General features: G+C 49.4%; 18 protein-coding genes. 2 read left to right on the plus strand and 16 right to left on the minus strand.

The annotated features are described in order from the left end of the window. Positions 1-8: 8 nt before the first annotated feature. Complete coding sequence (artP, locus tag J6600_RS11420; RefSeq protein ID WP_015240174.1) at positions 9-776, minus strand: arginine ABC transporter substrate-binding protein ArtP; 768 nt, start codon at positions 774-776, stop codon at positions 9-11. Between the two features lie 244 nt (positions 777-1,020). Continuing rightward, complete coding sequence (brxB, locus tag J6600_RS11425; RefSeq protein WP_015417784.1) at positions 1,021-1,458, minus strand: bacilliredoxin BrxB; 438 nt, start codon at positions 1,456-1,458, stop codon at positions 1,021-1,023. A gap of 178 nt (positions 1,459-1,636) precedes the next feature. Here brxB and J6600_RS11430 point away from each other — a divergent pair, with 178 nt between their 5' ends. Further along, on the plus strand, positions 1,637-2,533 hold the full coding sequence (locus tag J6600_RS11430; protein ID WP_022552989.1) for a YegS/Rv2252/BmrU family lipid kinase: 897 nt from the start codon (positions 1,637-1,639) through the stop codon (positions 2,531-2,533). A gap of 43 nt (positions 2,534-2,576) precedes the next feature. Here the strand turns inward: J6600_RS11430 and J6600_RS11435 are convergent, their stop codons facing one another. The 8 genes from J6600_RS11435 to J6600_RS11470 form a co-directional block, all read right to left on the minus strand. Beyond that, positions 2,577-3,839: a dihydrolipoamide acetyltransferase family protein gene (locus J6600_RS11435; RefSeq protein ID WP_209387417.1), complete on the minus strand. Its 1,263-nt coding sequence runs from the start codon at positions 3,837-3,839 to the stop codon at positions 2,577-2,579. 22 nt (positions 3,840-3,861) lie between these two features. Continuing rightward, entirely contained in the window at positions 3,862-4,845 is a 984-nt protein-coding gene (bfmBAB, locus tag J6600_RS11440; protein ID WP_209387418.1) for a 3-methyl-2-oxobutanoate dehydrogenase subunit beta, read from the minus strand. A 12-nt stretch (positions 4,846-4,857) separates the two neighbouring features. Next, positions 4,858-5,850 carry a thiamine pyrophosphate-dependent dehydrogenase E1 component subunit alpha gene (locus tag J6600_RS11445; RefSeq protein WP_209387419.1) on the minus strand — a complete coding sequence of 331 codons (993 nt, stop codon included), beginning with the start codon at positions 5,848-5,850 and terminating at the stop codon, positions 4,858-4,860. A gap of 22 nt (positions 5,851-5,872) precedes the next feature. Next, complete coding sequence (gene lpdA / locus J6600_RS11450) at positions 5,873-7,294, minus strand: dihydrolipoyl dehydrogenase (RefSeq protein WP_014418337.1); 1,422 nt, start codon at positions 7,292-7,294, stop codon at positions 5,873-5,875. Then, a complete protein-coding gene (gene buk, locus J6600_RS11455; protein WP_095061001.1) occupies positions 7,284-8,399 on the minus strand; it encodes a butyrate kinase in 1,116 nt (371 codons plus the stop codon). Before buk ends, lpdA begins: the two co-directional genes overlap by 11 nt. 17 nt (positions 8,400-8,416) lie before the next feature. Then, a complete protein-coding gene (gene bcd, locus J6600_RS11460; RefSeq protein ID WP_007612452.1) occupies positions 8,417-9,511 on the minus strand; it encodes a branched-chain amino acid dehydrogenase in 1,095 nt (364 codons plus the stop codon). A gap of 13 nt (positions 9,512-9,524) precedes the next feature. Further along, the gene (yqiS, locus tag J6600_RS11465; RefSeq protein WP_014418338.1) at positions 9,525-10,418 is read right to left on the minus strand and encodes a phosphate butyryltransferase; all 894 of its coding nucleotides are present in this window, start codon (positions 10,416-10,418) and stop codon (positions 9,525-9,527) included. A gap of 122 nt (positions 10,419-10,540) precedes the next feature. Further along, positions 10,541-12,610, minus strand: a complete 2,070-nt coding sequence (locus J6600_RS11470; RefSeq protein ID WP_021494294.1) for a sigma-54 interaction domain-containing protein — start codon at positions 12,608-12,610, stop codon at positions 10,541-10,543. Between the two features lie 153 nt (positions 12,611-12,763). Between J6600_RS11470 and J6600_RS11475 the strand changes: the two genes are divergently transcribed. Further along, the gene (locus J6600_RS11475; RefSeq protein ID WP_014418340.1) at positions 12,764-13,006 is read left to right on the plus strand and encodes a DUF2627 domain-containing protein; all 243 of its coding nucleotides are present in this window, start codon (positions 12,764-12,766) and stop codon (positions 13,004-13,006) included. Between the two features lie 29 nt (positions 13,007-13,035). Here the strand turns inward: J6600_RS11475 and prpB are convergent, their stop codons facing one another. Genes prpB through J6600_RS11505 form a run of 6 tightly spaced genes read right to left on the minus strand, consistent with a single transcriptional unit; the run spans position 13,036 to position 19,749 of the window. Beyond that, positions 13,036-13,941: a methylisocitrate lyase gene (gene prpB / locus J6600_RS11480; protein ID WP_022552985.1), complete on the minus strand. Its 906-nt coding sequence runs from the start codon at positions 13,939-13,941 to the stop codon at positions 13,036-13,038. An 18-nt stretch (positions 13,942-13,959) separates the two neighbouring features. Further along, the gene (locus J6600_RS11485) at positions 13,960-15,387 is read right to left on the minus strand and encodes a bifunctional 2-methylcitrate dehydratase/aconitate hydratase (protein ID WP_162495990.1); all 1,428 of its coding nucleotides are present in this window, start codon (positions 15,385-15,387) and stop codon (positions 13,960-13,962) included. A gap of 25 nt (positions 15,388-15,412) precedes the next feature. Continuing rightward, positions 15,413-16,510, minus strand: a complete 1,098-nt coding sequence (gene mmgD, locus J6600_RS11490) for a citrate synthase (RefSeq protein ID WP_209387420.1) — start codon at positions 16,508-16,510, stop codon at positions 15,413-15,415. Between the two features lie 23 nt (positions 16,511-16,533). Further along, the gene (locus J6600_RS11495) at positions 16,534-17,667 is read right to left on the minus strand and encodes an acyl-CoA dehydrogenase (protein ID WP_014418343.1); all 1,134 of its coding nucleotides are present in this window, start codon (positions 17,665-17,667) and stop codon (positions 16,534-16,536) included. A gap of 29 nt (positions 17,668-17,696) precedes the next feature. Further along, entirely contained in the window at positions 17,697-18,548 is an 852-nt protein-coding gene (locus tag J6600_RS11500) for a 3-hydroxybutyryl-CoA dehydrogenase (RefSeq protein ID WP_061862380.1), read from the minus strand. A gap of 19 nt (positions 18,549-18,567) precedes the next feature. Then, positions 18,568-19,749, minus strand: coding sequence for an acetyl-CoA C-acetyltransferase (locus J6600_RS11505; protein ID WP_209387421.1), 1,182 nt, complete (start codon positions 19,747-19,749; stop codon positions 18,568-18,570). Between the last annotated feature and the right edge of the window lie 30 nt (positions 19,750-19,779).

The raw sequence follows: 19,779 nt of genomic DNA on the forward strand, positions 1-19,779 counted from the left end.
GCTTTCTTTTATTTCTCGTTGGTGAACCATTTTTTCTTCAGTTTTTCGATTTCTCCGTTTTTCTCCATTTCTTTCAGCGCTTTGTTAAACTTCGCTGTCAGATCACTGTCTTTGCGGAACGCAATCGCGGAACCCGATTCGTCTGATTTCGCATCTGCTGACGCAAAGCCCTGCAGATCTTGATTTGAACTGAAATAGCCTTGTGCTACGATGTCTTCGATAATCGCGGCATCAAAACGCCCGGATTTGATCTCTTCCGTTAAGTCTGAGATCCGGTTGCGGTCTTCGAGCTGAAAACCGTATTTCGAAGCGAGCTTCTTGCCTTTTTCCTCTTGAATGGAGCCGAGCTGAACACCGACGGTTTTGCCTTTCAGATCATTCAGGGATTTAATGCTGCTTCCCTTTTTCGTAACAATCATATTGTTAGCAGTATAATAAATATCAGAAAAATCAACTTGCTTTTTCCGTTCCGGCGTAGGTGTCATTCCAGATAAAATCATATCTACCTGCTTGGACTTCAAGGCTGTAATCAGGCTGTTGAAGTCCATGTCCTGCACCTCAACGTCATAGCCGGTCTTTTTGCCCAGAGCTTTCGCCAGATCAACGTCAAACCCGGTGATCTGATCGCCGTCTTTATATTCAAATGGTTTATAGTCAGCCGATGTACCCATAATCAGCTTGTTCTTTCCGCCCTCTGATCCTGAATTGCCTGATCCGCAGGCGGACAGCGCAAAGGTGATACATGCGGCAGCTAATACCAACAGCCATTTCTTCATGATTCATTTCCCCCATATCTACTGATCTCTTAAAATTGAATATTTATTCGTTAACTTGTATTTTAAACACTTTTTAAGTGTGATGCAATACTATTTTTGAAAAATATATTTTCCTTTCTGTGTTTATTATAGTCATTGTTTTTCAGATTAGTGACAGCTGAACGCCGATGTATAAATATTTATATTTATACAGATTCCATAAAAAAAACCCCGCAAGCGCTCGGCTCCGGGGTTTTTCTTTCACTTATACTTCTTCACAATATTCTTCAAATGCTTCCTGCAGTTTTGTGACGACGGCCATCGGCTCATGGCCTTCAATTTCATGGCGTTCCACCATTTTCATGATTTTCCCGTCTTTTAAAATGGCAAATGACGGAGAGGACGGCGGATAGCCTTCAAAGTATTCTCTCGCTTTGGCTGTCGCTTCTTTATCCTGTCCGGCAAATACCGTCACAAGCTGATCCGGGCGTTTATCGTAATGTACGGAATGGTACGCGGCAGGCCGTGCAATACCGCCTGCGCATCCGCACACAGAGTTGACCATGACGAGTGTGGTTCCTTTTTTCGAAAGCGCATCGTCCACTTCCTCAGCGGTTTTCAGCTCTGTATACCCCGCGGCCGTGATTTCCTGGCGGGCTTGACGCACGACATCATTCATAAATAAATTAAAATCCATATTCAACTGGGACCTCTCCTTTTTGATCATCTCTTCTTATGATAGCAAGGAACCTCCCTATCGGCAAATGACACCGCTCATAACCAATTGTTTTTTGTCCCTTTTATGTTCCCGATGTAAGTTTATGACCCTTTAAAAACGGGAAACTTGTTAAGGAGATTGTCTGAAATAAAGGAGCAGTCGTATGAGCCAACGGAAAGCAGTATTAATTTATAACGGAAACGCCGGTCAAAAACAGATTGATAAAACGCTCGGCACGGTCGTCCCCATTTTGGCCCAGTCAGCTGACGAACTTTTGATTAAACCGACCAAACATCAGGATGATGCCCGTCAGTATTGTGAAAATCTCGACAGTTCAGTTGACCATTTATATATTTTAGGCGGGGACGGCACTGTGCATCAATGCATCAACAGCATCAGCAAGCTTGATCACAGACCCGCTGTCGGCATTTTGCCGGGAGGAACGTGCAACGATTTCTCCCGGGCGCTCGGCATCCCGCAAAACCTTCAAAAGGCCGCTGAAGCGCTCGCGGCCGGACATAAACAGATGATTGACGTCTGTAAAACGGATGACGGCTATTTTCTGAACTTCTGGGGCATCGGACTGATCACCGAAGCATCAAGCCATATCAATGAAACTGAAAAAGCATGGCTTGGTAAAATCAGCTACTTCACGAGCGCCTTGCGGACGATGACAAGCGCGAACCCGTTTCCTGTCAAATTGACGATTGACGGCGAGGTGAAAGAAGACGAAGCCGTAATGGTGCTTGTCATGAACGGGCATTATATCGGGACAAACAGAGTTCCCCTGCCTGATGCCAGCCTCCGGGACGGCTTAGCCGATGTGTTAATCTGCCGTAACACAAGCCTTGCCGCGTTGCGGGAGCTGATGACGATGGAGCAGGGTTCATTTGATGATTTCAAAGGGGAGCTGTCCTATATTCAGGCCTCCAGGATTGAAATCGAAACCGGGCGTGAAATGGACGCGGATACAGATGGCGAGGTATACGGAACAACACCTTGTACGATCGAAGTGAAAAAACATCATCTCACTATGCTTGTTCCCGAGGATTCACAATGAAAATAAAAAAGCTCCTTTTGCCGACCTGGCAAAAGGAGTTTTTTTAATAGACTGACGTATGTTCATCAATGTTTTCTAAGATCTCTTTGACGCGTCCTAGGAATCGGCCGCACACGAGCCCGTCGAGCACTCTGTGATCTAAAGACAGGCAAAGATTAACCATATCACGAACGGCGATCATCCCGTTATTCATGACAACCGGGCGTTTGACGATAGATTCTACCTGAAGAATCGCCGCCTGCGGATGGTTGATAATGCCCATAGATTGAACTGAGCCGAAAGATCCCGTGTTATTGACGGTAAATGTGCCGCCCTGCATATCTTCCGCGGTAAGTTTTCCGTTTCTCACTTTTTTCGCAAGGTCCGTTATTTCTCTGGCTATGCCTTTAATCGTTTTTTCATCAGCATGCTTAATAACCGGAACAAACAGCGAATCTTCCGTGGCAACGGCAATGGAGATGTTGATGTCTTTCTTTTGGACGATTTTGTCTCCCGCCCACATGCTGTTCATCTGCGGGAACTCTTTGAGAGCCTGCGCCGCCGCTTTTACAAAGAAAGCGAAAAATGTTAAATTAAAGCCTTCTTTTTGTTTAAATGAGTCTTTAATGCTGTTTCTGTACGCCGTCATGTTCGTGACGTCGACTTCCATCATCGTCCAGGCATGCGGAATTTCTGTTTTGCTTTTATGCATATTGGCGGCGATGGCTTTTCTGACTCCTGTAACCGGAATTTCAATATCACCGGCTGACAGAGCTGGTGCCGGTGCTTGTTTTTGCTGTTGTTTCGGCGCTTGTTGCGTTGTTTGAACAGCAGCCGGCGCCGGTGCTTCCGATTTCTGCTTCATTCCCGAATCAATGATCTTTTGAATGTCTTTTCGCGTAATTCTTCCGCCTGCACCCGTTCCTTCAACTTCTTCAAGCTGAATGCCGTGTTCTCCCGCTAATCTGAGCACGGCCGGCGAATAACGCGCTTTATTTGACTGATCTTTACCTTGGCGGTTTGCATCGGTGTCTGAAGGGGTATTCTGCTCTTCTTCCCGCTTCGGCGCCTCTTCGGTTTCCGTTTCTTCTGTTTCAATTTTGCAGATGATCTCGCCGACTGCAAGAGTCTGGCCTTCTTCTCCTACAAGTTCTGTAATCGTACCGGTAAAAGAAGACGGCACCTCCGCATTCACTTTATCTGTCATGACCTCGGCGATGGGGTCATATTTATTCACTTGATCACCGGGGGACACCAGCCACTTGCTGATCGTACCTTCCGTCACGCTCTCTCCGAGCTGAGGCATAGCCATTTTTTCAATCGCCATGTCAAAAACCTCCTTACGTCTTTTAAAACTCCGCAAATTCTCTCATCGCGGCTTCTACTTTGTCAGGGTTCATCATGAAGTATTTTTCCATTGTCGGCGCATAAGGCATTGCCGGAACGTCAGGACCTGCAAGCCGCTTGATCGGCGCGTCTAAATCAAATAAGCAGTTTTCAGAAATAATGGCGGCGACCTCGCTCATAATGCCGCCTTCTTTCGTATCTTCTGTAATCAGCAATACTTTTCCCGTTTTAGACGCGGCTTCAATGATGGCTTCTTTATCTAACGGATAAACCGTACGCAAGTCTAATATGTGCGCGGAAATTCCGTCTTTTTCAAGACGCTCGGCAGCCTGCAGAGCAAAATGGACGCATAATCCGTACGTAATAACAGTAATGTCGCTGCCTTCGCGTTTTACATCCGCCTTTCCGATCGGAAGGACGTAATCATCCGCAGGGACTTCGCCTTTAATCAGGCGGTACGCCCTCTTATGTTCGAAAAACAGCACCGGATCTTCGTCACGGACTGCAGCTTTCAACAGCCCTTTTGCGTCATAAGGAGTTGAAGGCATGACAATTTTAAGGCCCGGCTGGTTGGCAAAAATGGCCTCCACAGATTGGGAATGATACAACGCGCCGTGCACGCCGCCGCCGTAAGGCGCTCTGATGACCATCGGACAGCTCCAATCATTGTTTGAACGGTAGCGTATTTTTGCCGCTTCTGAAATGATTTGGTTGACCGCAGGCAGAATGAAATCGGCAAACTGCATCTCGGCAATCGGACGCATGCCGTACATCGCGGCGCCGATCCCGACACCGGCAATCGCTGATTCAGCAAGCGGCGTATCCATCACGCGCTCTTCTCCGAACTGTTCATAGAGACCCGCCGTTGCTTTAAACACGCCGCCTTTTCTCCCGACGTCTTCCCCGAGAACAAACACGCGCGGATCTCTTTCCATTTCTTCTTTCATTGCTGCATTAATACTGTCAATATAAGACATTACAGACATAAGTATTCCTCCCTACTTCGCATAAACGTGATCAAGCGTTGATTCAGGAGATGCGTATGGCGCTTTCTCCGCTTCGTCTGTCGCTTCGTTTACGATAGCCATGATGTCATCCAGCATGGTCTTTTCTTCTTCTTCACCTAGAAGCCCGGCTTCTTGCAAGTATGCTTTGTATAAAAGAAGCGGATCTTGTTTCTTCGCTTCTTCTACTTCTTCGCGTTCTCTGTAGCTGCTGTCGTCGTCATCACTGGAATGCGGCGTCAAACGGTAGGAAACCGTTTCTATTAATGTAGGGCCTTCGCCTTTAGATGCCCGTTCGCGCGCTTCTTTTACGGCCCGGTAAACTTCCAGCAGGTCGTTTCCGTCAACAGTGACTCCCGGCATGCCGTAGCCTGCCGCCCGGTCGGAAATATTTTCGCACGCCACCTGTTTGTCATACGGGACAGAAATGGCATACTTATTGTTTTCACACATGAAAATGACCGGCAGTTTATGCACGGCGGCAAAGTTTGCCCCTTCGTGAAAATCTCCCTGGTTGGAAGATCCTTCTCCAAAGGTAACAAAAGAGACGATATCCTTTTTATCCATGCGTCCCGCAAGCGCGATTCCGACCGCATGAGGAACCTGCGTCGTAACAGGGGATGAGCCCGTTACGATTCTATTTTCCTTTTGCCCGAAGTGGCCCGGCATCTGCCTTCCGCCTGAGTTCGGGTCAGCTGCTTTCGCAAAACCCGACATCATCAAATCCTTTGCAGTCATACCGAATGCAAGCACAACCCCTATATCTCTGTAGTAAGGAAGCACATAGTCGGTATCACGGTTTAAGGCATAGGCCGCGCCTACTTGTGCCGCTTCCTGTCCTTGACATGAAACAACGAACGGAATTTTGCCCGAGCGGTTTAAGAGCCACATTCTTTCGTCGATTTTTCTGGCTAACAGCATGGTTCTATACATTTCAACGGCTTCTTCGTCAGAGAGCCCTAATGCTTGATGGCGGTTTGTAGTCATTCAAACCCCTCCTTCTTTCCTTTTAAAAATGAATCGCGTTTCCGTCTGCGGCTAACGCAGCTTCTCCAATCGCTTCTGACAGCGACGGATGCGGATGTATGGACTGGCCGATTTCCCAAGGCGTCGCATCGAGCACCTTGGCAAGCCCCGCTTCAGAGATCATATCGGTGACGTGCGGGCCGATCATATGAACACCGAGAATATCATCTGTATTCCGATCGGCGACGATTTTGACAAAGCCGTCGCTTTCTCCGTATACAAGAGCCTTTCCGATCGCCATGAACGGAAACTTCCCGATTTTCAGTTCATGCCCTTTTCGAAGAGCTTCCTCTTCTGTCAGACCGACGCTCGCCGCTTCCGGATTTGAATAAATGCATTTCGGCACAAGAGCGGCATCAAGCGGAGCCGGATTAAGACCCGCCATATGCTCAACGGCAATGATGCCTTCACGGGAGGCCACATGCGCAAGCTGCAGCCCGCCGACAACATCACCGATCGCATAAATGTGCGATTCCTTCGTCTGCCCGGCTTCGTTCACGATGATAGAACCGTTTTCCGCTTCAATGTCCGTGTTTTCAAGGCCGATCCCTTCAATGTTCGGCTGGCGGCCGATGGAAACAAGCATTTGTTCCGCGTGATACGTTTCTTTTTTTCCATTCTTTTCAGCGGCAATTGAAACGCCGTCCGCTTTTTCCAATGTATCCGGAAGCACTTTCGCACCCGTCACGATCTTAATTCCTTTTTTCGTTAACAGTTTTTCCATCTCGCTTGAAATATCACGGTCTTCCGTCGGCAAAATGCGGTCCGCATATTCAATCACAGTGATATTGACGCCGAAATCGTTCAGCATGGATGCCCATTCAATTCCGATGACACCGCCGCCGACGATCATCATGGATTGGGGCAGACGCTCAAGCTCTAACGCTTCATCTGACGTCAGAATATATGTACCGTCTGCTTCTAAACCCGGCAGCATTTTCGGCCTTGAACCGGTTGCGATAATCAATTGTTTCGGTATCAGCATGTCGTTTTCTTCACCATTTGCGTATTCGACGGAAACCGTACCGGGAAGAGGTGAGAAGATGGAAGGGCCGAGCATACGTCCGTACCCGTTGAATACATCAATCTTCCCCTTTTTCATCAAGTGGGCGACTCCGCCGGCCAGCCGGTCAACGATTCCCTGCTTTCGTTTTTGCACGCTGTCAAAGCGGAGGGAGACACCTTCCGTTTCAATGCCGAATGCTGCCGCTTCCTTTGCGGTTCGGTACACTTCCGCGCTTCTTAACAGCGCTTTACTCGGGATACATCCTTTATGCAGGCATGTTCCGCCGAGCTTTTCTTTTTCTACAACGGCCGTTTTTAAGCCGAGCTGGGCCGCTCTGATGGCGGCTACATAACCGCCCGTGCCGCCGCCCAGAATGACCACATCATACTCAGTCGCCATTTGTTTTCACTCCTTCGCCGATCTGATATTGCTTTGACTGCTCCTCACCGGCTAAAACCCGAAGCGCGCCTTGCGCGAGAGATTGCAGTTCATTTTCTCCCGGGTACACCAGTACATCCGAAATCCAATCTATGTACGATCTGATAGCGGATACGAAACTTTTCCCGTACGCCAATCCGCCCGTCAGGACGATAATGTCTACTTTTCCTTTTAAAACGGCGCTTGCCGCCCCGATTTCTTTTGCTACTTGATAAGCCATGGCGTCATAAATGAGACGCGCGTTTTCATCTCCGGCCTGAATGCGTTTTTCCACTTTGACCGCGTCCGTTGTCCCCAGGTAGCCGGAGAGTCCGCCCGTGCCGACAAGTTTTTTCATCATATCGGCTTTTGAATACTTGCCGGAAAAACACATCTCCACCAAATCACCCGCCGGAACGGTTCCCGCGCGCTCCGGGCTGAAGGGTCCTTCTCCGTGAAGCCCGTTGTTGACATCCGTCACCCGTCCGCAATCATGGACACCGACTGTGGTGCCGCCGCCCATATGAGTGACGATCATCTTCATCTGTTCATACCGTTTGCCGAGGGACGCCGCCGCCTGACGGGCAACAGCTTTTTGGTTCAAAGCATGGAAAATGCTTTTCCGCTTGATTTCAGGCATTCCTGATACTTTAGCGAGCGGAGTCATCTCATCCACCACGACCGGATCGACGATATACGCGGGGATATTTAATCCGTCAGCTATTTCCCTGGCAATAATTCCGCCCAGATTAGAAGCATGCTGGCCGTTGTAGCCGTTTTTCAAATCAGTGATCATGGCGTCATTCACTTCATATGTGCCGCCCTCAATCGGTCTGAGCAGGCCGCCTCTGGCACAAACGGCATCGAACTTTGAAATGTTGATGCCCTGTTCGTGCAAAGACTCAAGAACGCTTATTTTTCGAAATTCGTATTGGTCGATAATGCTGTTAAATGTTTTCAGCTCTTCTTCGGGATGCCGCAGCGTCTTTTCAAAGATACAGCGTTCATTGTGAAAGACACCGATTTTCGTTGATGTTGAGCCTGGATTCAGAATGAGAATGCGTTTTTCCTTTTCGAACATTTTCATACCTCCAGATCAAATTCCTATCGTCTGCTTAATATACTTTGGCCGTTTTGCAGAAACTGGCTTCTTGAACGGCGCATGCGCTCAATTCGTTCCTCAGCCAAACGGTCAGCCGCTAAGTATGTCGGAATGCCGTCACGCGCGGAAATATCGAGCACCCGCTCAATGTTTGCATAGATGCCCTCAACCTTTTTCAAAGCCCGCTCAGCATTGTAGCCGTAAAGCTCATCGGCTACATTGATGACGCCGCCTGCATTGATGACATAATCCGGAGCGTACACGATTCCCATTTCATGAATGGTATCGCCGTGACGTGTTTCTTTCAGCTGGTTATTGGCCGCTCCCGCAATGACTTTCGCCTTCAGCTGTTTAATCGTGTCATCGTTAATGACGGCGCCGAGAGCACATGGGGCATAAATATCGCACGCCTGTGAGTAAATGTCGTCGGGATCAACTGCGCGGGCGCCGAAGTCCTCAACGGCACGTTTAACAGATTCTTTATTGATATCCGTTACGATTAAAGAAGCGCCTTCTTCGTGAAGGTGGCGGCATAGATTGTAAGCCACATTTCCCACGCCTTGCACGGCAATTGTTTTACCTTCCAGTGAATCAGTGCCAAACGCCGCTTTCGCTGCGGCTTTCATCCCTTTGTAGACGCCGTATGCCGTAACCGGGGACGGATTTCCTGATGAACCGAATGCCGGAGAAATTCCGGTTACATAGTCTGTTTCATCATGAATGATGTCCATATCTTCAACGGTTGTGCCGACGTCTTCCGCCGTAATATACCTTCCGTTTAAGCCTTGGATGTAGCGCCCGAACGCGCGGAACATTTCTTCATTTTTATCTTTGCGCGGGTCTCCGATAATAACGGTTTTCCCGCCGCCTAAGTTTAAACCGGCAGCCGCATTTTTATAAGTCATGCCTTTTGCGAGTCTTAATGCATCTTCAATCGCCGCTTCTTCACTGTCATATGTCCACATTCTTGTTCCGCCAAGTGCAGGGCCGAGCGTCGTATCATGAATCGCGATGATCGCTTTTAATCCGGATTGTTCATCTTGGCAGAATACCAATTGTTCGTAATCATAAGTCTCCATATATTTAAAAATTTCCATAGGTTCGTTCCTCCTACTGTTCTTGTGATGCGCAAATCGCAAGCGCAATTGAATACAGTTTATTTTCTGCGGTATCCGCTCTGCTCGTTAATGCGATCGGCGCTTTTGCACCGGCGATGACGGCAGCAACATTTGCTTTCGCAAAATAAATCATTGACTTATAAAGCATATTTCCGGCCTCGATTGAAGGAACCAAGAGAATATCCGCCTGGCCCGCTACGCTTCCGGAAATCCCTTTTTGCAGCGCAGCCGCTTGGGATACGGCATTATCCAAAGCAAGCGGTCCGTCCGCAATGCAGCCGGTAATCTGTCCTCTGTTGCACATCTGGACGATCGCAGCCGCGTTCAGGGTCGCCTCCATTTTCGGATTAACCGTTTCAATAGCGGCAAGGACTGCGGCTTTCGGCATAGGGTTCCCTACTGAATGTGCGACATGAACCGCATTTTGCAGAATATGCCCGAGCTCTTCAAGAGACGGGGCAATGTTCAGCGCTGAATCAGTCACATACATCAGCCGGTCATAGTCCGGCACCTCAAAAACGGCTACATGTGATAACACCCTTTTTGAACGAAGCCCTTCATGGCGGTTTAAAACCGATTTCAGAAGAGTTGAGCTCGGGAGATTCCCTTTCATTAAAATGTCCGCCTCTTGTTCACGCACTGCGCGCACTGCTTTTGCCGCAGATTCTTCGGGTGAATCGGCGTGGATGATTTCAGCATTGAACTTCGGCTCATTTGCCAGAAGCTCTTTCAGCTTTCCGCTGTCACCCGTCAGTAAAAATCGTGCCGACAAGTGTTCTGCCGCCATTTTGACGGCCTGGATCACTTCTTTATCTGCTGCGTGGGCCACTGCAATGGTTTTTGCGTTTTTTGCCGCGGCTTTTTCAACTAGGTCTCTCAGCTTCATTTTGTACCACCTTCCTTGTGCGAATCCGCTTTTAACAATGCAAGTTCCGTGCCAAATATGCGGGAGGGTTTATTCCGGCTTTTTTCAAGAAAACATGCAGCTGTTTGCGCTTTCTCTGCAATTTATTGCATGCCGTCATTTGCAAGGCCGTACTTGTCCATTTTGTAGTACAGATTCCGAATGCTGACACCAAGCGCTTTTGCCGTTTTGGTTCGGTTGAATTTATGCTTTTCAAGCGTTTTTTGAATGACGTGCGCTTCAAATTTTTCAACAGCCTGAGACAGCTTTTCCCCTTCCACATCCGGAAAATCACTTTGGGTGCCGTTTTTTTCATTCAGCTCTGATTCAAAAACAGGCAGATGCTGCTGTTCGATCCGTTCCATGTGCGGCTCTAAAAATATCATTGCCCGTCCGAGAACATTTTCAAGCTCCCGGACGTTTCCCGGCCAGCTGTAGGCTGATAAAGCTCGCAGCGCGTTCGGCGCGAGCCCCTTTACATTGCGGCCGTAATCCTGATTGATTTTTTCAATGAGCCGAATGCTCAGCGCTTCAATATCTTCTTTGCGCTGCCGAAGCGGCGGGATTGAGATCGGATAGCGGTTAATCCGGTAATACAGGTCTTCACGGAACGCGCCTTCGGCCATGGCCTTTTCGATGTTGACGTTTGTCGCTGCGATAATTCTGACATTGACAGAAATCGCTTTAGCGCCGCCGACTCTGATAATTTCTTTTTCCTGCAGAACTCTGAGCAGCTTTGCCTGGGTGCTTTGGGTCAGCTCTCCGATTTCATCTAAGAAAATGCTGCCGTTATTCGCTTCCTCAAAAAGTCCTTTTTTGCCCCCGCGCCTCGCGCCCGTAAACGCGCCTTCCTCATAGCCGAAAAGCTCGGATTCTAGCAGGGATTCAGACAGGGCCGCACAATTGACCCGGATGAATTTATTGTATTTTCGGTCGCTTTCATTATGGATGGCGTGGGCGAAAAGTTCTTTTCCTGTGCCGGATTCTCCCCGCAGCAGAATCGTCGCCGGCGTTTTCGCCCCGAGCTTCGCCTGTTCAAGGGCGACCAGCATTTGTTCACTCGTGCCGATAATGTCGTCAAACGTGTATTTCGCTTCAAGCGTGCGGATGATCTGGCGCGCCCGATTCAGCTCAGCAGTCAGCGTTTTAATTTCTGACACATCGTGAATGACGCCGACGCTGCCTTTTAAAATACCGTCCACAATAACGGGGGCAACATTTACGATAACATCCTTTTTATTGGGGCCGACCTTCATCCTCACACCCCGCACGGGCCGCCTTGTCCCCAATACTTTCAGGTGCATGCTTTCCCCTTCTGAGATATCGGTGGAAGCGGGTTTTCCGATGACTTCGCTTTCTGACAGCCCGGTCATTTTTGTATACGCTTTGTTGATTAACATTCCGATGCCGTTTTCATCAACGACGGAAATGGCCTCGTCTGAGGATTGAATAATCGCTTCAAGCATGGTGCGGATTTGTTTTAAGTTCGTAACCTCTTCCGCCAGTTCAACTGCGTCGGTGATGTCTTTAAACACGCATAACGCGCCGAGAAGTTTTCCGCCTTCATCAATGATCGGCAGTCTTGTCGTGACAATCTGCAAGTGCTTTCCGAGAAGCTGCTTCTGGTTATATTCCGGCTCTCTCGTTTCCAGAATCCGCGGCAGCTTTGTGTTCGGCACTACGTCTTTAATTTGGCGGCCGATGACATCCTCCCGTTTTTGGCCGACCATTTTTTCTGCCATCTGATTAAATAAAATGATCGTTTCGTTGACGTCTATAAAAATCATGCCGTCGTGCGTTGAATTAAAAATCCGGTCATGCTTATACGTCTGCGACTTGAGCATTTGGATAAGCTGCTGTTTTTCCTCCATCAGCTGAAACACCATGTACGCCAATTTTCCCGGCATGACGATGGTTTGTTCTTTTTTCTCATGGAGCAGCTCATCCATGACCGCTTTATCGCCTGTTGTATGGATGATAATATCTATATCTTCGGTTATGTAAGGTTTCCAATCTGATGAGGTTGCAATTCCATATTTCCGGGCTTCTTGCAGCCCTTGCGCCTCCGGATCTTGATCAACCACCGCAATAATCCGGATCAGCTTTGTTTTCATCAAAATCTGTAGGAGCGCCGTGCCTCCTTTACCAGCACCTATAATCAGCACCTTCTGCATCCCGATACCCCTTTATATGAAAAAATTTGCACACCTGTATTTCCCGTTGCAATAATTTGCACAACCCCTATGTTACCACGTTTTGATCTCTTGACAAAATATTTTTTCGATTGGACAATAAAGGAAATCATATCGTAAAGGGGTTTTCTGAATATGAGCCGGCTTGTTGCGCTTTTGATTCTGGTCCTCCCCGGCGCTGTCGCGGCGCTCGGCATTAAGCTGATGAGAGATGCATTATTCGGACATGTGTTTTCCCCGTTTCCGTCCCTTTTTCTTCAGGGGGCGGCCGGATTGGCGTTTTTTTTGTTCGGCCTTTATGTTCTGGCCGGGTTTATTTTGTACAGAGATCGGAAACGCAATCAAGTCAGCCCGCGGTTCAGGAAAAAAAAGCTGTAAAAAAAGCCCTTGCAAAAAAAAGGGCTTTTTCAGTCGTCCGGCAGTATCGTTTTGGCAATGGATTGATCCAGTTCTTCATAGTCATCGTAAGCGATCGTTTCATATAATTCTTTTCTCGTCTGCATATCTGAAAGCCCCTCTTTTTGCGAGCCTTCTTCTTTCAGAAGGCGGAAAATACGCTCAAAAGCCTTGGCCGCCGTTCTGAGTGACGTGACCGGGTAAATGACCATCTGACAGCCCATATCGGAAAATTCATCAGCACTGTAATACGGCGTTTTTCCGAATTCAGTCATGTTTGCGAGAATCGGCACACTGATTTGTTTGGAAAACGCTCTGAATTCACTTTCGGATTGGAGCGCTTCCGGAAAAACAGCGTCAGCACCCGCTTTTATATAAGCGGACGCCCTTGTTAATGCCCCCTCCAGCCCTTCCTGCTGTCTGGCGTCTGTTCTCGCAACAACAAGAAGGGTCGGCGCGGCCCGCTTGACCGCTTGGATTTTTTGCGCCATTTCTTCAATCGGCACGAGCTGCTTCCCATTCAGATGTCCGCATTTTTTCGGCAGGCGCTGATCCTCCATCTGGACGGCGGCCGCGCGCGCTTCATACATTTCTTTCGCCGTCCGGGCGGCATTCAGCACTCCTCCGAAACCCGTGTCAATATCGACAAGGACGGGCAGATCAGACGAGCGGACCAGATCTTTAACCCGTTCAGCCATTTCCGCCGACGTGATGATCCCTAAATCGGGCAGCCCTCTGCTCGCCGTGTAAGCCGCGCCTGATAAATAAAGAGCCGAAAACCCCGTTTTCTTGGCGATAAGAGCGGCCATGGCATCGTGAGCGCCGGGGATCTGCAATAGATCCGGCGCTGCCATCAGCGTACGGAACCGCTCTGCAAGCTCCTCTTGAGACGACTGCTCGCTGACGATCCACGTCATGTTTGTCACCCTCCTATTTTATACGAGAAATAAGTCCATAAATTCACTAACACTGAGCTTCTGCATTCGGCCGCTATGTTCGCAGGCCTCTTCGATTTTCCGCTGCTGCTTCAATGAAAAATGAGTGCTGATGTTTGCTGAAAACTTGGCAAGAATCTTCGGAACGGCTTCTTTTCTGCGGAACCGGTGCCCGAGCGGGTATTCACATTCAATCCGTCCCGTAGCCGTGCCGTCTGTAAAATGCACCTGTACGGCATTTGATATGGATCGCTTATTCGGGTCTAAGTAATCTTTTGAGTACGCTTTGTGTTCCGTCACCTCCATTTTGCTCCGCAATGTATCAATTCGCGGGTCAGACGCCGTTTCCTCTTCATAATGATCCGCCGTGATATCTCCGAAAAGCAGCCCGATTGCCGTAATATACTGGAGGCAGTGATCCCGGTCAGCCGGATTGTGAAGCGGCCCTTTTTTATCGATAATCCGGATTGCCGACTCATGGGTCATAATCGTGATCCTATCAATGTCTTCAATGCGGTCTTTCACCTCCGGATGAAGCCGGACCGCGCATTCCGCCGCTGTCTGGGCGTGAAATTCAGCCGGGTAGGATACTTTAAATAAAACATTCTCCATCACATAGGACCCAAGCGGGCGGGCAAGCTTCATTTCCTGCCGGTTAAACAGTACGTCTTGAAATCCCCACCCAGATGCGGTCAGAGCCGTCGGGTACCCCATTTCACCTTTTTGCGCCATAAGGGCCAAATATACGCCTCTGCTCGTCGCGTCGCCGGCCGCCCATGATTTGCGTGATCCGGTGTTCGGCGCATGACGATACGTTCTGAGGCTTGAATTATCAATCCAAGCGTGAGATACGGCGTTATTGATTTCCTCTCTTGAGCCGCCCAGCATTTGCGCGCAAACAGCCGCAGTCGCCACTTTCACAAACAGCACATGGTCAAGCCCCACTCTGTTTAAGCTGTTTTCCAAAGCGAGAATCCCTTGAATTTCGTGCGCTTTGATCATTGCGCAAAGCACATCGCGCACGGTAAGCGGTTCTTTCCCTTCTGAAATCCGCACTCTGGATATATAATCCGCACAAGCCAATATGCCTCCGAGATTGTCAGACGGATGACCCCATTCCGCAGCAAGCCACGTATCATTATAATCGAGCCACCTGTTGATACAGCCGATATTAAAAGCAGCCGTGACCGGGTCTAAAACAAAAGGCGTGCCCGGGACTCTGCTGCCGTTGGGCACGGAGGTTCCCGGGACAATCGGGCCGAGCAGCTTTGTACATTCGGGATAGCTGAGCGCCAAAATTCCGCAGCCTATCGTATCAAGAAGCACATGTCCTGCCGTAGTGAATGCTTCTGAACTGTCAATCTCCTGATGGAGCACGTAGTCAGAAATCTCTTCGATTACAGCGTCCATTCGGCGGGGTTCTGTCATGTTTTCATCTTCCTTTCTCATCTGTTTACAGGCGCGCTCCGGTGTAGCGGACACGCGGGCGGAAAAGCCGGTTTCGGCTGTGCTGTTCAATAACGTGGGCGCACAGTCCGACCGTCCGTGCACTGAAGAATATAGGCGTGTACAGCGGGATCGGGATGCCGAGCATGTAATAGACCGGCGCTGCGTAGTAATCTAAATTCGGATAAAGGCCTTTTTTCTCCCTCATGACGGTTTCGCCAGCTTCACACATATTATAAAGACGGAAATCACCTGAAAGATCAGACAGCTTTTTTAACGCTTCTTTCATCATGAGCGCCCTCGGGTCCATTTTTTTCATGTAGACACGGTGGCCGAAGCCCATGATTTTTTCTTTGTTTGCGAGTTTTTGAGTTAACAATTGTGTAAACCCGTCTGTATCCTTCGCTTCTTCAAGCATGTACATAACCGCTTCGTTCGCGCCGCCGTGAAGATTTCCTTTAAGCGAGGCGACGGCTCCGGTCAGCGCGCCGTAAATATCCGATTGCGTCGAAGCAATGACACGGGCCGTAAACGTTGAGTTCGGCAATTCATGCTCACTGTATAAAAGAAGCGACCGGTCGAAGATTTCTTCTTCCAAAGATGACGGCGTTTTTCCGGTAATCATATATAAAAAGTTTGCGCTGTATGATAAGGTTCCGACCGGCGCAAAAGGCTCCAGCCCGTTGATGACTCGATAGCTGTTGACCGTCAGATTCGGCATTTTGCCTATCAGTCCGCGTACGCGGTGCTGATTTACGGAAGATGAACGGTCATCGATGTCCTTGTCAAAGCCTCCAAGGGCGGACAAACCCGTCCTCAGTCCGTCCATCGGGTGAGTATGTTCGGGCAGCAGACGGCATATGTGCAAGATTTCCTCGGGAAGATGTCCGCCGCGCCGAACGTCTTCTTCAAGCGCCGCCTTCTCTTTCGCATCAGGAAGTCTGTCTTCCAATAAGAGATGAACAATGTCCATATAGCCGGCCGTTTTAGAAAGCTCAATCAGATCGTGGCCTTTGATTAAAATACTGCCCTGCTTTGTATCCAGGAAAGAAATCCCCGTTTCCACCGCAATGACGCCATCTAAACCGGGAGAATAAGATTCCATGGTTTCGCTCCTTTGCGCACTTTTTATTGAAGAAGATACTTAGAAATAATCAGCCTTTGAATCTCATTGGTTCCTTCATAGATTTGCGTGACTTTCGCATCCCGAAATAAACGCTCCGCGGGATATTCTTTCATATAGCCGTAGCCGCCGTGAATCTGCACAGCCTCCACCGCCGCTTTCATCGCCGCATCGGACGCGAATTGCTTCGCCATAGATGCTTCTTTTCCGCACGGAAGCCCTCGCTGATACAGATCAGCAGCATGATAGACCAATAATTTGGCAGCTTCCGCATTCGTCGCCATGTCAGATAATTTAAATGAAACGGCCTGATTCGAAGCGATGGGTCTGCCGAACTGGCTGCGGGTTTTGGCGTACTCCACCGAGCAGCCGAGCGCCGCTTCGATAATCCCGAGCGCCTGAGCCGCTATGCCGATCCGTCCGACGTCAAGGTTTTTCATGGCGATTGAAAAGCCTTCGCCCTCTTCGCCGAGCCGGTTTTCAATCGGAATTTCCGCTTGGTCAAACTGCAATTCGACAGTATTGGAACCTAACAATCCGAGCTTTTTTTCTTTTTTTCCGACAGAAAAACCGGGTGTGTTTTTTTCAACGATAAACGCGGAAATCCCCTTTCTCCCCTTACCCGGATCGGTTATGGCGAATGTCAGATACAGATCTGCCGCTCCGCCGTTTGTAATAAAGATTTTTGAACCGTTCAGAATATATGAACCGCCTTTTCGCACGGCCGTTGTTTTCAGGCTTCCCGCATCAGATCCGGATTGAGGCTCAGTAAGCGCAAATGCCCCAATATATTCGCCTGCTGCCAGCTTCGGAATATACGTTTGTTTTTGGGCTTCTGTTCCGAAATGCAAAATCGGGATTGTCCCTACCGATGTGTGGACGGACAAAATGACGCCGACGGCCGCGCTGACTTTTGATATTTCATGAATCGCTAAAATGTAAGATGTTGTATCAGCACCCGCCCCGCCGTAAGCTTCCGGGACGGGAATGCCCATCAATCCCGCTTCGCCCATTTTTTTAATCAGCCGCTCCGGAAATTCATCTGTTGATTCCATGAGCTCAACCACCGGCGCGATTTCCTTTCGGGCAAAATCACGCACCATTTTTCTCATCATGATGTGCTCTTCTGTAAAATGCATGGCTGCCGTCTCCCCTCATGATCTTTACGTCATCTGCCGTACTCATAAAAACCGCGCCCGCTTTTTTTGCCGAGCCAGCCGGCGCTGACATATTTTCTGAGCAGAGGGCATGGGCGGTATTTCGGATCTCCAAGCCCCGCATAGAGAACCTCCATAATGGAAAGGCACGTATCCAGACCGATGAAGTCAGCTAATGTTAAAGGACCCATCGGATGCCGCATGCCGAGCTTCATCACCTCATCAATCGCTTCCTTTGAAGCTGCTCCTTCGTAAAGGCAATAAACGGCTTCGTTAATCATCGGCATTAATATGCGATTAGATATAAAGCCCGGGAAGTCATTGACTTCGACAGGGGTTTTATTCATCCGGACGGCAAGCTTCTTTACTGTGTCCGCCGTTTCTTCCGATGTGGCGAGTCCTCTGATGACTTCGACAAGCTCCATGACAGGAACCGGATTCATAAAATGCATGCCGATTACTTTTTCAGGCCTTTTTGTGGCCGCGGCAAGCTCCGTAATGGGAAGAGAAGACGTATTGCTTGCCAATACGGCATGAGGGGGACAGATTTTATCTAGTGTGTCAAACAATTCCGCTTTTGCTTTTTTGTTTTCGGCAATGGCTTCAATTACAAAATCAGCATCTCCCGCTTCTCTGAGTTCTGCCGGGGAAATACGGCTGAAAACGGCATCTGTCTCCTGCCGTGACTTCCGTCCTTTTGCCTGCTCTTTCTCCAGGTTTGCCTTTATGCGGTGAAGACCTTTTGTTACCGTTTCCGGCTCCCAATCGTATAACTTGACGGCAAACCCGGCTTCTGCAGCCGTCTGAGCGATGCCTGCTCCCATCTGACCGGCACCTGCGACCATGATTGTTTTCATCTTCATCCGGCGCTCCCTCCTTTGATCAGTACACCTCCAGCAGGACGGCATCTCCTTGAGCCGCTCCGCTGCATATAGCCGCTATGCCTAAACCTCCTCCGCGACGCTTTAATTCGTATATTAAACTCATGATGATTCTCGCTCCGCTTGCGCCGATCGGGTGGCCGAACGCAATCGCCCCTCCGTTTACATTCACTTTTTCCCGGCTGAACCCGGCTATTTTTTCACTCACGAGCACGACGGACGCAAATGCTTCATTTACTTCAAACAAATCAATATCGTCAACGGACAGTCCGGTTTTTTTCAAGAGCCGGCTGATGGCCTCTCCCGGCGCGCTTGCCAGCTCGGACGCTTCCAGTCCGACTGACGCAAAGCCAAGTATCGCTGCGAGCGGCCTGACATGCTGCTTTGCGGCTTTTTCCTCTGACATCAGCACAAATGCTCCGGCCCCGTCATTTACACCTGGAGCGTTTCCGGCTGTAACCGTTCCGTCGGCTGTAAAAATTGGCTTGAGCGCTGCGAGCTGCTCAAGGCTTGTATCAGGGCGCAGCCCCTCATCCGCTTCAACAGTATGCTGTTTGCCTTTTTTGCCGGTCCAGGTGACAGGGACAATTTCTTCACGCAATTTGCCCGCCTCTGCCGCCTCAGCCGCGCGTTTCTGGCTCAAAAGAGCGTAATGATCCTGTTCATCCCGGGAAATGCCGTACTTTTTGGCCGCAGTGCTTCCGTGGACAGCCATATGCACCTGGTCGAACGCACAGGTCAGCCCGTCATGAACCATTAAATCCTGAAACACCCCGTCCCCCATCCTCACACCCCAGCGGCCGGCCGGAATGGCGTACGGAATGTTGCTCATGCTTTCCATTCCGCCTGCAATCAGCACGTCCGCATCTTTCGCCCGGATCATTTGATCACAGATGGTAACGGCCCTGAGCCCTGATGCACAGACCTTATTAATGGTTTCAGCCGGAACGGACCATGGAAGCCCGGCATATCTTGCAGCCTGCCGTGCCGGAATCTGCCCGGCACCCGCCTGGACGACCATTCCCATCACCGCTCCTTCCGCTTCGCTTTCACTGATAGCGGCGCGCTTGATTGCTTCTTTTATGGCAATGCCGCCAAGCTCGGCTGCCTTTACCTCTTTTAATGCGCCGCCGAATTTTCCGAACGGCGTTCTTGCCGCACTGACGATAACCGTTTTTCCCACAATTTTGCCTCACTTTCAATAAGATAAAAG

Source organism: Bacillus sp. LJBV19, assembly GCF_017797845.1.
GTDB classification, from domain to species: Bacteria; Bacillota; Bacilli; order Bacillales; family Bacillaceae; genus Bacillus; species Bacillus velezensis.

What these genes read in the sequence shown, in the direction of transcription:
- J6600_RS11470 (WP_021494294.1), bottom strand. Translation starts at nt 12,610, where the DNA reads ATGCAGAAGGTGCTGATTATAGGTGCTGGTAAAGGAGGCACGGCGCTC.
- J6600_RS11435 (WP_209387417.1), bottom strand. Translation starts at nt 3,839, where the DNA reads ATGGCGATTGAAAAAATGGCTATGCCTCAGCTCGGAGAGAGCGTGACG.
- prpB (WP_022552985.1), bottom strand. Translation starts at nt 13,941, where the DNA reads ATGACGTGGATCGTCAGCGAGCAGTCGTCTCAAGAGGAGCTTGCAGAG.
- J6600_RS11445 (WP_209387419.1), bottom strand. Translation starts at nt 5,850, where the DNA reads ATGACTACAAACCGCCATCAAGCATTAGGGCTCTCTGACGAAGAAGCC.
- J6600_RS11495 (WP_014418343.1), bottom strand. Translation starts at nt 17,667, where the DNA reads ATGCATTTTACAGAAGAGCACATCATGATGAGAAAAATGGTGCGTGAT.
- J6600_RS11430 (WP_022552989.1), top strand. Translation starts at nt 1,637, where the DNA reads ATGAGCCAACGGAAAGCAGTATTAATTTATAACGGAAACGCCGGTCAA.
- mmgD (WP_209387420.1), bottom strand. Translation starts at nt 16,510, where the DNA reads ATGGAATCTTATTCTCCCGGTTTAGATGGCGTCATTGCGGTGGAAACG.
- lpdA (WP_014418337.1), bottom strand. Translation starts at nt 7,294, where the DNA reads ATGGCGACTGAGTATGATGTGGTCATTCTGGGCGGCGGCACGGGCGGT.
- bcd (WP_007612452.1), bottom strand. Translation starts at nt 9,511, where the DNA reads ATGGAAATTTTTAAATATATGGAGACTTATGATTACGAACAATTGGTA.
- bfmBAB (WP_209387418.1), bottom strand. Translation starts at nt 4,845, where the DNA reads ATGTCTGTAATGTCTTATATTGACAGTATTAATGCAGCAATGAAAGAA.
- artP (WP_015240174.1), bottom strand. Translation starts at nt 776, where the DNA reads ATGAAGAAATGGCTGTTGGTATTAGCTGCCGCATGTATCACCTTTGCG.
- yqiS (WP_014418338.1), bottom strand. Translation starts at nt 10,418, where the DNA reads ATGAAGCTGAGAGACCTAGTTGAAAAAGCCGCGGCAAAAAACGCAAAA.
- J6600_RS11500 (WP_061862380.1), bottom strand. Translation starts at nt 18,548, where the DNA reads ATGAAGATGAAAACAATCATGGTCGCAGGTGCCGGTCAGATGGGAGCA.
- J6600_RS11475 (WP_014418340.1), top strand. Translation starts at nt 12,764, where the DNA reads ATGAGCCGGCTTGTTGCGCTTTTGATTCTGGTCCTCCCCGGCGCTGTC.
- buk (WP_095061001.1), bottom strand. Translation starts at nt 8,399, where the DNA reads ATGAAAATGTTCGAAAAGGAAAAACGCATTCTCATTCTGAATCCAGGC.
- J6600_RS11485 (WP_162495990.1), bottom strand. Translation starts at nt 15,387, where the DNA reads ATGACAGAACCCCGCCGAATGGACGCTGTAATCGAAGAGATTTCTGAC.